The sequence below is a fragment of the Micromonospora sp. CPCC 206060 genome, assembly GCF_036906895.1.
In the GTDB taxonomy this organism is placed as follows: Bacteria; Actinomycetota; Actinomycetes; order Mycobacteriales; family Micromonosporaceae; genus Micromonospora.
Genome location: NZ_JBAKHU010000004.1, coordinates 58,746 through 70,901, shown reverse-complemented (window position 1 = coordinate 70,901; position 12,156 = coordinate 58,746). Strand labels below are relative to the sequence as shown.

At 72.3% G+C, this 12,156-nt stretch carries 11 protein-coding genes; 7 read left to right on the top strand and 4 right to left on the bottom strand.

All coding sequences use genetic code 11. The features are described 5' to 3' along the window. The first annotated feature begins 9 nt into the window (after window positions 1-9). Together V6U90_RS05700 and V6U90_RS05695 are read left to right on the top strand one after the other, a co-directional pair. Window positions 10-204 carry a hypothetical protein gene (locus V6U90_RS05700; protein WP_334431655.1) on the top strand — a complete coding sequence of 65 codons (195 nt, stop codon included), beginning with the start codon at window positions 10-12 and terminating at the stop codon, window positions 202-204. Window positions 205-335: 131 nt separating this feature from the next. Continuing rightward, on the top strand, window positions 336-887 hold the full coding sequence (locus tag V6U90_RS05695) for a YbaK/EbsC family protein (RefSeq protein ID WP_334432056.1): 552 nt from the start codon (window positions 336-338) through the stop codon (window positions 885-887). A gap of 80 nt (window positions 888-967) precedes the next feature. On the opposite strand, the gene V6U90_RS05690 is transcribed toward V6U90_RS05695, so the two are convergent. The 3 genes from V6U90_RS05690 to V6U90_RS05680 all read right to left on the bottom strand — a co-directional run bounded on the left by V6U90_RS05690 (window position 968) and on the right by V6U90_RS05680 (window position 2,553). Continuing rightward, a complete protein-coding gene (locus V6U90_RS05690) occupies window positions 968-1,600 on the bottom strand; it encodes a DsbA family oxidoreductase (RefSeq protein WP_334431653.1) in 633 nt (210 codons plus the stop codon). Between the two features lie 20 nt (window positions 1,601-1,620). Then, window positions 1,621-2,040, bottom strand: a complete 420-nt coding sequence (locus tag V6U90_RS05685; protein WP_334432054.1) for a SufE family protein — start codon at window positions 2,038-2,040, stop codon at window positions 1,621-1,623. Window positions 2,041-2,127: 87 nt separating this feature from the next. Then, window positions 2,128-2,553, bottom strand: a complete 426-nt coding sequence (locus V6U90_RS05680; RefSeq protein WP_334431651.1) for a CBS domain-containing protein — start codon at window positions 2,551-2,553, stop codon at window positions 2,128-2,130. A 120-nt stretch (window positions 2,554-2,673) separates the two neighbouring features. Between V6U90_RS05680 and V6U90_RS05675 the strand changes: the two genes are divergently transcribed. After that, entirely contained in the window at window positions 2,674-3,288 is a 615-nt protein-coding gene (locus tag V6U90_RS05675) for a dTDP-4-dehydrorhamnose 3,5-epimerase family protein (RefSeq protein WP_334431649.1), read from the top strand. 88 nt (window positions 3,289-3,376) lie between these two features. Here V6U90_RS05675 and V6U90_RS05670 read toward each other — a convergent pair whose 3' ends face one another. Then, complete coding sequence (locus V6U90_RS05670; protein ID WP_334431647.1) at window positions 3,377-5,134, bottom strand: proline--tRNA ligase; 1,758 nt, start codon at window positions 5,132-5,134, stop codon at window positions 3,377-3,379. A 281-nt stretch (window positions 5,135-5,415) separates the two neighbouring features. Here V6U90_RS05670 and V6U90_RS05665 point away from each other — a divergent pair, with 281 nt between their 5' ends. The 4 genes from V6U90_RS05665 (at window position 5,416) to V6U90_RS05650 (ending at window position 12,113) form a co-directional block, all read left to right on the top strand. Next, window positions 5,416-6,183 (top strand): SGNH/GDSL hydrolase family protein, encoded by a 768-nt coding sequence (locus V6U90_RS05665; protein WP_334431645.1) that lies wholly within the window; start codon window positions 5,416-5,418, stop codon window positions 6,181-6,183. A 107-nt stretch (window positions 6,184-6,290) separates the two neighbouring features. Then, entirely contained in the window at window positions 6,291-7,196 is a 906-nt protein-coding gene (locus V6U90_RS05660) for a sulfurtransferase (RefSeq protein WP_334431643.1), read from the top strand. A gap of 202 nt (window positions 7,197-7,398) precedes the next feature. After that, on the top strand, window positions 7,399-9,201 hold the full coding sequence (locus V6U90_RS05655; RefSeq protein ID WP_334431641.1) for an HSP90 family protein: 1,803 nt from the start codon (window positions 7,399-7,401) through the stop codon (window positions 9,199-9,201). Next, window positions 9,198-12,113, top strand: coding sequence for a hypothetical protein (locus V6U90_RS05650; RefSeq protein ID WP_334431639.1), 2,916 nt, complete (start codon window positions 9,198-9,200; stop codon window positions 12,111-12,113). The genes V6U90_RS05655 and V6U90_RS05650 overlap by 4 nt, the downstream gene beginning before the upstream one ends. Window positions 12,114-12,156: the final 43 nt, after the last annotated feature.

The following is a 12,156-nucleotide window of genomic DNA, read 5'->3' as shown; positions in this document are numbered from 1 at the left end:
CGTGACGCCATGCTCATCTTCGTCGCCACGGTCGTCCTCTACGTGTTCGGCTTCGTCTTCCTGTACGGCGTGATCAGGCTCGCGGTGCGGCACGGCATCGAGGACGTCGAGTCGCGCCGGGTGGATACCCAGCGTGCGGCCCGGCTGGCCGGCCGGGAGGACCGGGCCTTCGTCCAGGAGAACCCCTTCCTCACTTATCAGTAAGGAAGGGCCCCCGCTTAACGTTTTCGGTAGAGGAAGGGCCCCTTCTTAACACCTGTGCACAGTCGGCCACGTGTGCCGTCACCGCCTCGCGTGGGCGGCGGACGGTCCGAGGTGCGAGGATCACAGACGTGATGGGGACCCTGAAGACCGAGCCGGCGCGGAGCCGGCTCGACCTGCTCGCGCCGCCGGTGGCGGCAGCGGTCGAACAGTGGCCGGCGGACGCCCCAGTGGACGTCGACGACGTGCTGGTGGCTCCGATCGACGCGGAGCTTGCCGACACGGCAGCCTTCTGCACGGCGTACGAGGTGGGGCTGGACGTCTCGGCGAACTGCGTGATCGTGGCGGGAAAGCGTGAGGGTGAGATCCGGTACGCGGCCTGCATCGTCCTGGCCACCACCCGGGCCGACGTCAACGGCGTGGTCCGCCGGCACCTCGGGGTACGCAAGGCGAGTTTCGCGCCGATGGCCGACGCGGTCGAGCTGACCGGCATGGAGTACGGCGGGATCACCCCGATCGGCCTGCCGGAGCAGTGGCCGATCCTGGTCGATCCGCGGGTGATCGCCACGCCGTACGTCATCATCGGATCCGGTCTGCGGCAGAGCAAGATCGCCCTGCCCGGGCCGGCGCTGGGCGCGCTGCCCAATGCTGAGGTGGTGGAAGGGCTGGCCAAGCCGGTCGAGTGAACGGCGGGTGTCGATACCGTTGCACGTGAAACCAAACCCGGGGTGCCCGCCGTGGCCACCGACCAGGGCCGACCGGTCCCTCAGTCGCCCGCCTCGCGGCGGATCACCTCGTCCAGTGCCGCCCGCAGGGTTGCCGACTCCTGGGCGCCGGTCACCGCGTACTTCCCGGCGAGAACGAAGGTGGGCACGCTGCTGACGCCCAGCTCGCGGGCGGCCGCCAGTTCGGCGCGTACCTCCGCCGCGTCAGCGGTCGACGCGAGGAACGCGGACGTCTGGTCGCGGTCGAGGCCGACACCGACGGCGATCGTGGCCAGCGCAGCGTGGTCGGCCACGTCGACTCCCTCGCTGAAGTGGGCCTGGTAGAGAGCCTCCACCAGTTCGGGTGCCCGGCCGTGCCGTGCGGCGAACCGGATCAACCGGTGCGCGTCGAAAGTGTTAGCCGACACCGCGCGGTCGAAGTTCATGGTCAGCCCGACGCTGGCGGCGACCTCGGTCACCTGCGTGGCGATCGCACGGGCCCGGTCCGGCCCGCCGAACTTGTCGGCCAGGGCGTCCAGCAGCGGCTGGGGATGCGACACCGGACGGGGGTCAAGCTGGAAGCGTTGGTAACGCACCGTCACGGGCTTGTCGTACGACTCCAACGCCTGTTCCAGGCGGCGCTTGCCGATCCAGCACCAGGGGCAGACCACGTCAGCGTAGATCTCGATCTCCATGACCTCGGACAACCCGCAGGTCAGGCGATCTGTTCCCGCACCTGTCGCTTCAACCGGGCCAGGATGGCGTTACCACCGCGCACCCGGAGCGGACTGATTGCCTGGGCCAGACCCATCCGTTGATAGAGATCATCCGGCACAGCGAGTACCTGATCGGCGCTCGCGCCGGCCAACCCCTCAGCGAGGATGCCGGCGAAGGCTCGGGTGGTGGGTGCCTCGGGTGGGCAGTCGAACCAGGTGGTGACCGTCCGGTCCGGGTTCACCCGGGCGCGCAGGAAGAAGGCGGTCTGGCACTCCGGTACCTGCTCCATGCCCGACCGGTCGGCGAACTCGGCCGGCAGCGGCGGGATCTCGTCGGAGAATTCGAGCAGCATCTCCAGCACCACCTCGCGGGGCGCGGCGGCGAACTCCTCGACGATCTCGGCGAGCCTCGTCGGCATGGTGGCGTCGGCAGACATGTGATCAGGTTACCGGTGTTAATAAGGGGCCCCTGCTCTACCAAAAGCGTTAAGAAGGGGCCCTTCCTTTCACAGGGCGGGGGCTTTTTCGGCGATGTCGCTCAGGGCGGAGGACGGATCCAGGCACATCGCCAGGTCGCCCAGGGAGATGATGCCGACGAGTTGCCGCTCGGCGTCACAGACCAGCACCCGGCGTACGCCCCGGTCCCGCATCAGGTTGGCGGCGTCGGCGGCGCTGGAGTGCTGCTCGATCATCACGACCTCGCGGGTGGTGATCGAGCCGATGGTGGTCGATGCCGGGTCCTTCCGCTCGGCCACCGCCCGGACCACGATGTCCCGGTCGGTAACCATTCCGGCCAGGCTCGCGCCCTCGGTCACCACGATGTCGCCGATGTCGGCCTCCCGCATCGCGATCGCCGCCTCGTCCAGAGTGGTCTCCGCCGCGAGGTAGATCACCTCTTTGGTCATCACGTCGGCGACGCGGTAGGTAGTCATGGGCACCCTTTCACAGCACACCGGAGCGGATGCCCCTTCTGATACCCAGTGGGCGCGTTGTTACACCCGGTCGGCGTTGCGATACCGGTGTGACCTGCGGTATCACCTACCGTAAATGCCATGAAGGCCACCGAACTGTCGATATCTGGTGCCTGGGAGTTCGTGCCACAGCAGTTCCCGGACGACCGGGGCACCTTCCTGGTCTGGTACGACGCGACTGCCTTCGCCGACGCGCTGGGCTTCACCCTCGACGTGGCCCAAGCCAACCACAGTGTCTCGCGACGGGACGTGGTGCGGGGCGTGCACTGGGCCGACGTGCCGCCCGGCCAGGGGAAGTACGTCTACTGTCCCCGGGGTGCCGTGCTGGACGTCATCGTCGACCTCCGGGTCGGCTCACCCACCTTCGGCCGGCACGAGGCGGTACGGCTGGACCCGGTGGAGCATCGGGCCCTCTATCTGGTCGAGGGTCTGGGGCACGCGTTCGTCTCCCTCGCCGACGACAGCGTGCTCTGCTATCTCTGCTCGACGGGGTACAACCCGGGGCGGGAACACGTGGTCAACGCGCTGGACCCCGACCTCGCCCTGCCGTTGCCGACCGACCGGCCGCTGATCCGGTCCACCCGGGACGCCGACGGCCCCGGGTTGGCGGAGCTCATGGCGGCCGGCCGGCTCCCGTCGTACGAGCAGTGCCAGCAGCACTACCGGGACCTGCGGAGCCGGCACCGCATCCGCTGAGACCACCGGTCAGCGGTCAAGCAGGCCATAGTCAGCACCGCCGGTCAGCCGCCGGTCAAGCGGGCCGTGGTCAGCCCCGCCGGCAGCGTCAGACGCGACCGCTGACGCCCTCGGTCAACCGGGCCACCAGTGCGTCCACCGGCACCTCGTCCCGCTCACCGGTGATCCGGTCGCGCAGTTCGACGTACCCGTCGGTGAAGCGGCGGCCGACCACGACGGTGCGGGGGATGCCGATCAGCTCGGCGTCGGTGAACTTCACCCCGGCGGAGACGTGGGTCCGGTCGTCGACCAGCACCCGCAGACCCCGCCCGGCGAGCTGCCCGCCGAGGTCGAGCGCCGCGTCGAGCTGCGGCCCCTTGCCGGCCGCCACCAGGTGTACGTCGCACGGCGCGACCGCCGCCGGCCAGACCAGTCCCCGCTCGTCGTGGTGTTGCTCGGCGATCGCCGCGACCGCCCGGGACACCCCGATCCCGTAGCAGCCCATGGTCGGGCGGACGGGCTTGCCGGCCGGACCGAGCACGTCGACCGCGAACGCGTCGGTGAACCGGCGCCCGAGCTGGAAGATGTGCCCGATCTCGATGCCCCGCCGGATGGTCAGGGTGCCGGAGCCACAGGCCGGGCAGGGGTCACCGGGCCGCACCTCCGCCGCCTCGATGGTGCCGTCCGGGACGAAGTCCCGCCCGCAGACCACGTCCACGGCGTGCCGCCCGGGCTCGTTGGCGCCGGTCAGCCAGGCGGTACCGGGAACCACGCGCGGGTCCACCAGGTAACGGACGCCGCAGGCCGCCAGGATCTGCGGCCCGATGTAGCCGCGCACCAGTTCCGGCCGGTCGGCGAAGCTGTCGAACATGGTCACCGTGGCCGGGTGCAGCGCCGCACCGACCCGCCTCAGGTCCACCTCACGGTCCCCGGGCAGGCCGATGACCAGCAGCTCCGGCTCGTCGGACCCGGGCCGGCGGACGGTCAGCACCACGTTCTTGAGCGTGTCGGCGGCCGTCCAGTCCGCCCGGTCCCCGAGCCGGCGGGCGTTCGCCAGCTCCACCAGGCTTTCGATGCTCGGGGTGTCCGGGGTGTCGTACACCCGGGCCGGCGGTGGGGCGTCCGGGTCCCCGGCCGGCGGAGCGGGTGTGGTCACCGCCTCGGTGTTCGCGGCGTAGTCGCAGCCGGTGCAGGCGACGAAGGTGTCCTCGCCGACCTCGCTGCTCGCGACGAACTCCTCGGAGACCGAGCCGCCCATCGCGCCGGAGGTGGCGGCGACCACCGTGTGGTCCAGGCCGAGCCGGTCGAAGATCCGCCGGTACGCGTCGCGGTGCCGGTCGTAGGCGGCGGCGAGACCGGAGTCGTCCAGGTCGAAGGAGTACGCGTCCTTCATCAGGAACTCACGTCCCCGCAGCAGCCCGGCCCGGGGACGGGTCTCGTCGCGGAACTTGGTCTGGATCTGGAACAGCGTCACCGGGAAGTCCCGGTACGACGTGAACAGGTCCTTCACCAGCAGGGCGGCCAGCTCCTCGTGGGTCGGGGCGAGCAGGTGCTCGGCACCGCGCCGGTCGGCGAGGGTGAAAATGTCGTCGCCGTACTCGGCCCACCGGCCGCTGGTCCGGTAGGGCTCGGCCGGCAGCAACGCCGGGAAGAGCACCTCCTGGTCGCCGATCGCCGTCATCTCCTGCCGGACGACGTCGGTGACCCGGTCCAGCACGAGCTTCCCCAACGGCAGCCAGGTGTAGCCGCCCGGCGCGGCACGGCGCAGGTATCCGGCGCGCAGCAGCAGCCGGTGGCTCGGCACCTCGGCGTCCGCCGGGTCCTCGCGGAGGGTCCGGAGCAGCAGGGTCGACATGCGCAGCAACATCCGGGCAGCGTACGACCGCAGGGCCGGGCCGCTCAGCGGAATTCCGTGCCGACCGGCAACCATGCCGGACCAGGGTGACGTCTGGAAAGGCACCGAAGCCGTGCACCACAGCACGCTCCGGTGCCGCCGACAGCAACCTGGTGGCCCGGGTGCGGGCCGGCACCGGCTGATGCGGTGCCGGTCACGTCCCGCCGCGTAGCGGACCACGTCGTCCCGGACCGGATGACAAACTTGCCGATGCACGGTAAGCGGGGAGAGCGGCAAGGGGGGGGGGGACACCTGTGCGCTGGCGCAGCTTCGTGGCGGTGGGTGACAGTTTCACCGAGGGAATGGACGACGCGTACCCGGACGGCAGCTACCGGGGTTGGGCGGACCTGGTGGCGGCGCGACTGGCCGCCGAGGCCGGGCCGGACTTCGGGTACGCGAACCTCGCGATCCGGGGCCGGCTCTTCCCGAGTGTGGTCGCCGAGCAGGTCCCGGCGGCACTGGCCATGCGTCCCGACCTGATCAGTTTCGCCGCCGGGGGCAACGACGTGCTGCGCCGCAGCTTCGACCCGGACGCCCTGCTGGAACGCTTCGACCAGGTGGTCAGTCGGCTCCGGGGAACCGGCGCCGACCTGCTGCTCTTCCGGTTCGCCGACGTGATGGCGCGGCTGCCCGGGCAGCGCCTGGTGGCGCCCCGGGTGCAGCTGCTCAACCAGGCGGTCGGGGAAATCGCCGACCGGCACGGCGCGATCCTGGTCGACCTCTTCGCCGACGACACCTTCCGCAACCCGGCGCTGTGGAGCGCCGACCGGCTGCACCTGTCCGCCGCCGGGCACCGGCGGGTCGCCGGTCGGGTGCTCGACGCCCTCGGGGTGGGCTGCGACGAGGAGTGGCTGCTGGTACCGCCGCATCCGGAGCCGACGCCGTGGCTGTCCGCCCGCGCCGCCGACCTGCGCTGGGCCGGTCGGCACCTGGCCCCGTGGATCAGGCGGCGGCTGACCGGCCGGTCCTCCGGTGACTTCGTCACCGCGAAGCGCCCGGTACTCAGCCCGTTCACCGACTGACCCTCGGCGAAGACGGGTTCCGACCGGGCGGGGAGGCCCCTCCCGCGACCGGGGTGCGCCGGCCGGTTCCCCGGCCGGGTGCGCCGGTCCGGCGTACTTTGGGGATCATGCCACTGCCGAGTGATCCCGCCCCCGTCCTGCAGTCGTACGCCGATCCGCAGCGACTCGTCACCACCGGATGGCTCGCCGAGCATCTCGGTGCCGACGGGCTGGTCGTCGTCGAATCCGACGAGGATGTGCTGCTCTACGACACCGGGCACATCCCCGGTGCGGTGAAGGTCGACTGGCACCTCGAACTGAACGACCAGGTGACCCGGGACTACCTCGACGCGGCCGGGTTCGCCGAGCTGTGTGCCGCCAAGGGCATCGGGCGGGACGACACGGTGGTCTTCTACGGCGACAACTTCAACTGGTGGGCGGCGTACGCGCTCTGGGTCTTCTCCCTCTTCGGCCACCCCGACGTCCGGCTGGTCGACGGCGGCCGGCAGAAGTGGATCGCCGAGGGGCGGGAGCTGACCCGGGAGCGGGTGACCCGGCCCCGCGCCGACTATCCGGTGCCGGTCCGCGACGACGCGCCGATCCGGGCGTACCGGGACCAGGTGATGGCGCACATCGCGGCGGCCCGGCCGCTGGTCGACGTCCGGTCGCCCGGCGAGTACACCGGCGAGATGCTGCACATGCCGGACTACCCGCAGGAGGGCGCGCTGCGCGGCGGGCACATCCCCGGTGCGGTCAACAAGCCGTGGAAGTCGGCGGCCAACGACGACGGCACCTTCCGGTCGGCGGACGAACTGCGGGCGATCTACGCCGACCAGCTGGGACTGGACCCGTCCGACGACGTGATTGCGTACTGCCGGATCGGGGAGCGGTCCAGCCACACCTGGTTCGTGCTGCGGCACCTGCTCGGCTATCCCCAGGTCCGCAACTATGACGGCTCGTGGACCGAGTGGGGCAACCTGGTCCGGGCACCCGTCGTCCGGGGCGACCAGCCGGGCGGCCTTACCGGCGACTGAGCGCCCCGCCGAGGGGGCGACCGGGTCGATCATGGAGTTGTGGTGGTAGATAAGAGAAGTAAGTGGCCTTTGTCACCCACCACAAGTCCATGATCGGCGGGGCGGGGGCGGGGCGGGGCGGGGACGGGAAACCGGGGACCTCGGACGTCGCCCCCTACCGGTACGGTGGGCGCCGACATTCCAGGGTGGGGAGCAATCAGGCGTGGACCGTACCTTCCAGGTCGACCTCCGTGGCGTGGTCGACCTGCTCAGTCATCACCTGTACGGCAGCCCACGGGTCTTCGTCCGTGAACTGCTGCAGAACGCCGTCGACGCGATCACCGCGCGCCGGTCCACCGACCCGGGGGCACCCGCCGTGGTCTGGATCGAGCCGCCGGAGCTGACCGGGGACGGCACGCTGCGGGTGCACGACACCGGCATCGGGCTGACCGAGGCGCAGGTGCACGAGCTGCTCGCCACCATCGGCCGCAGCTCCAAGCGTGACGAGCTGGGGTTCGCCCGGCACGAGTTCCTCGGCCAGTTCGGCATCGGGCTGCTCTCCTGCTTCCTCGTCGCCGACGAGATCCGGGTGGTGACCCGGCACGCCGACGAGCCGACCGTGCTCTGGACCGGCCACTCCGACGGCCGGTACGCGGTCGACCTGGCCGCGCCGGACGCCCAGCGGATCGAGCCGGGCACCACGGTGACCCTGGTCCCGCGCCGGGACGCCGACCAGTGGCTCTCCGTGCCGACCGTGACCGAGCTGGCCCGGCTCTACGGCTCGCTGCTGCCGGTCACCGTCCGGGTCGGTGACGTGGAGACCACCTCCGGGCCGCCGCCCTGGTCGGCCGTTCCCGGCCGGTCCCCCGCCGCCCGCCGGGACGATCTGATCCGGTACGCCCGGGAGAATCTTGGCTACACCCCGTTCGACGTGGTGCCGCTGTCGGTTCCGGAGGCGGGGCTGACCGGGGTGGCGTACGTGCTGCCGGCCCCGGTGAACCCGGCCGCCCGCGCCGGTCACCGGGTCTACCTCAAGCGGATGCTGCTCACCGAGAACGCGGACGGCCTGCTGCCGGACTGGGCGTTCTTCGCGCACTGCGTGGTCGACGCCAGCGAGCTGCGTCCGACGGCCAGCCGGGAGGCGCTCTACGAGGACAGCCTGCTGGAGAGCACCCGGGAGGCCCTCGGCGACCAGCTCCGGGGCTGGCTGGTCCGGTTGGCCGGGGCCGATCCGCGCCGGCTCGCCGAGTTCCTCCAGATCCACCATCTCGGGGTCAAGGCCCTGGCGCTGCACGACGACGAGATGCTCCGGCTGGTGGAGCAGTGGTGGCCGATGGAGACCAACGCCGGCCAGTCCACCCTCGCCGAGTTCCGCGAGCGGCACGGCGTGATCCGGTACGCGGCCAGCATCGACGAGTTCCGGCAGCTCGCAGCGGTCGCGGCGGCCCAGGACCTGGCCGTGGTCAACGCCGGGTACACGTACGACACCGAGCTGATCGAGCGGCTGCCCGCAGTGGACCGGGCGGTGCTGATCGAGCGGCTGGAACCGAGCGACCTGACCACCCGGTTTGACAGCCTCGACCCGGCGACCGAGCTGGCCCTGCGGCCGTTCCTCACCGCCGCCCAGCGGGTCCTGGACCGGCTCGGCTGCGAGGTGGTGCTGCGTGCCTTCGATCCGGTCTCGTTGCCGGCGCTGTACCTGGTCAGCCGGTCGGCGCTCTTTCACGACCAGCTCGCCGAGACCCGGCAGCGCGCCGACGAGCTGTGGGGCGGGGTGCTCGACGCGCTCGCCGCGTCCGGCCCGCCGGAGCGACCGCAGTTGGTGCTCAACCACCGCAACCCGTTGGTCCGTCGGGTCACCACGCTCGGCGACCCGGAGCTGGCCGGCCTCGCCGTCGAGGCGTTGTACGGGCAGGCCCTGCTGCTCGGGTACCACCCGATCCGGCCGGCCGACGCCGCGTTGTTGAACAGTTCCTTCCTCGGCCTGTTGGGCCGGGCGGTGCCAGGACAGGGGAGTGAGGCGTGACCACCAGCGAGGACCTGTGGCGGGTGCTGCACGAGGTCTACGAGATGCCGTACGGGCCCGGTCAGGTGGCCGCCGTCGAGCAGCTCGTCCGCCGGGCCGATGCCGAGGGTGACGCGCACCTGGCCTTCGCCGTGCGGATGCTGGCCACCACCGCGTACGTCTACGGCGGTGAGCCGGCCAAGTCGTTCGTCAGCTTCTCCTGGTGTCTGGCGGATTTCGACCGGGCACCCCAGCCGTACCACGCCCGGCACGCGGACAACCTGCTGTGGCACTTCAAGTACATGATCAACGCCCTGCTCGACTTCCCCGAGGTGCCGCTGGACCGCACGTACGCGGTCCTGGACGACATGGAGCGGCGCTACCGGGACGGTGGGCACAGCCTCCAGGCCGTCTACAAGCACCGGCACCGGGTGGCCCGGCACCTCGGCGCCGACGAGGAGGCGGCCGAGTGGTACCGGCGATGGGTCACCACCCCCCGCGACGACCTCTCCGACTGCGCTGGCTGTGACCCGTCCGCGCAGGCGGGGTACCTCGCCGCCACCGGGCAGGACGAGGCGGCGGTGGCGCTCGCCGAGCCGGTACTCGCCGGCCGGCTCTCCTGCACCGAGCAGCCGCAGGGCATCCTCACCGCCCTGCTCCTGCCGTACCTGCGGACCGACCGGCGGGACGCCGCCCGGGACGCACACCGGCAGGCGTACCGGCGGATCCGGGGCAACCTCGCCGACCTCGGGCAGATCGGTGAGCACCTGGAGTTCTGCGCGCTCACCGGCAACGAGGCGCGTGGCCTGGAGATCGTGGAACGGCACCTGGAGTGGCTGGACCGGGCACCCTCCCCGGGCGCCGCGCTGGAGTTCTCCGGTGCGGCGGCCCTGGTGCTGCGCCGGCTCGACGCGGCCGGGCACGGCGACCTGACGGTGCACCGCCGGGCGCACGGTGACCGCCCGGCCGCGGACGTACCGGTCAGCGTGCTCGCCGTCGAGCTGGCCGACCTGGCCACCGGGCTGGCCGCCCGCTTCGACGAGCGCAACGGCACGGACACCCAGTCGCGGCGGCTCGTCGCCCGGCTGGCGGCCGAACCGATCGGTGCGCACCTGCCGCTCTCCGCCAGCCTGCGGCGTCAGCCCCCGGCCCGGCCCGGGGCGGCCCCGGCGACGGCCACCCCGTCCGGCGCCGGCGCGGTGACCGGGTCGACGACGACGCCCGTCGCGGTCACCCGCCCCGCCGTCGAGATCCCGGCGGACGCCACGGCCGGGGAACTGCTGGACCTCGCCGGGCAGCGGTGGCGGGCGGACCGGCTGGACGACATGGCCGCCGTCCTCGACCGGTACGACGAACGTTTCGCTGACGACCCCGGGGTGCCCGAGCTGGTCCGGGTCCGGCGGGTCGAGCTGCGCGCAGCCCAGTTCGACAGTGCGGAGGAGCTGCCGGCGGCCCGGGCCGCCAACGAGGAGGCGATGCGCCGCTACCGGGAGCTCGGCGAGCAGGTGCGGGAGCAGATCGTGGCCGGCCGGCTCGGGGTGCTGTGCTGTGCCCTCGGCGAGCCCGACGAGGGGTTGCAGCTGGTCCGGTCGGCGGCCGGGTACCTGGCCGAACACGGTGACCCGGTCGAGCGGGCCGGTGGCTACGACCGGTTGGCGTCCGCCCTGATCCGCCAGGACCGCTGGGCCGAGGCCCTGGAGGCGGTGGAACGGGCCGAGGAGGCGGCCAAGGAGAGCGACGACCCGTACCTGCCCGTGCTTCTCGCCCTGCGGCGTACCCAGTGCCTGGAACAGCTCGACGAGCCGGCGGAGTTCCTGGCTGCGGCCCGCCGCTCCCGGGAGCTGAGCCGGGAGCTGGCGATGCCCCGGTTCCTGACCGCGTCCTGCCTGGCGTACGCGCGGGCGGTGGACGATCCGGCGGAGGCGGTCGACGCCTGCGACGAGGCGCTGCGGGTGGCGCCGGCCGAGGCGGCGCTACCGGTCCGGTTGACCCGGGGCCGGCTGCTGATGACGGCGGACCGGCCGGCCCAGGCGGTCGAGGACTTCGTGGAGGCGGTCGCGCTCTGCGTGGAGCGGGGCGTCGCCGACGGTGCGGCGTTCCTCCGCTGGGAGCTGGCCAACGCGTACCGGCTGGCCGGACGGCTGGCGGAGGCGGCCGAGGTCGCCGAGGAGGCGGTCGGCGCGCTGGACCGGCTGGGTCACCAGTCGGAGGCCGACCAGTGCCGGCATCTGCTGGCCACCATCTATCTCGCGCTCGACGAGGACCAGCCGGCCCTGGCGCTGCTCGACCAGCTGGCCGAGAACCTCGACGGGCCGGACAACCTACCGGGGCGGGCACAGGTGCTTGAGGAGGCCGGCGGAGTGCTGTACGACCGAGACCGGGACGTTCTGGCCGCACAGCGGTTCGCTGCTGCGGCGACCGCGTACCAGTTGGCCGGTCTGTCGGTGGACGAGTTGCGGTCGCGGCGGCGGGAGGCGGCGGCGCTGCTCTGGTCCGGTGACGTGACCCAGGCGCTGGCCGCCGTCGACCGGGCCGACCAGGTCGCCGCCGCGCTCCCCGCAGCCACCGTCGAACAGCCGGCGGTGATCTGGGAGCTGGCTATGCTGGCCGACGCGGCGGCCCGGGTGCTGCTCGGTGCCGACCGGCCCGGGGAGGCACTGGACCGGCTGGCCGGGGTGACCGGGCAGCTACGGGCGATCGACGCGTTCGGTGAGGCGCTGCAGGTGGAACTGCTCACCGGCGAGCTGCTGCTACGGCTGGACCGGCCGGCCGAGGCGGAGCCGGTGCTGCGCCGCGCGTTGGGGGCGTTGCCGAAGACGTCCGGTGCGGTACCCCGGGCGGCCTGGCTGCTCGCCCGCGCGCTGACCGGGCTGGGGCGCACCGCCGAGGCGGACGCGCTGCGCGACGAGTACCGCCTGGCCGACGGGGACTGACCGGGGGCCGCGCGGGGCCTGACCGGGGACCGCGCGGGGACCG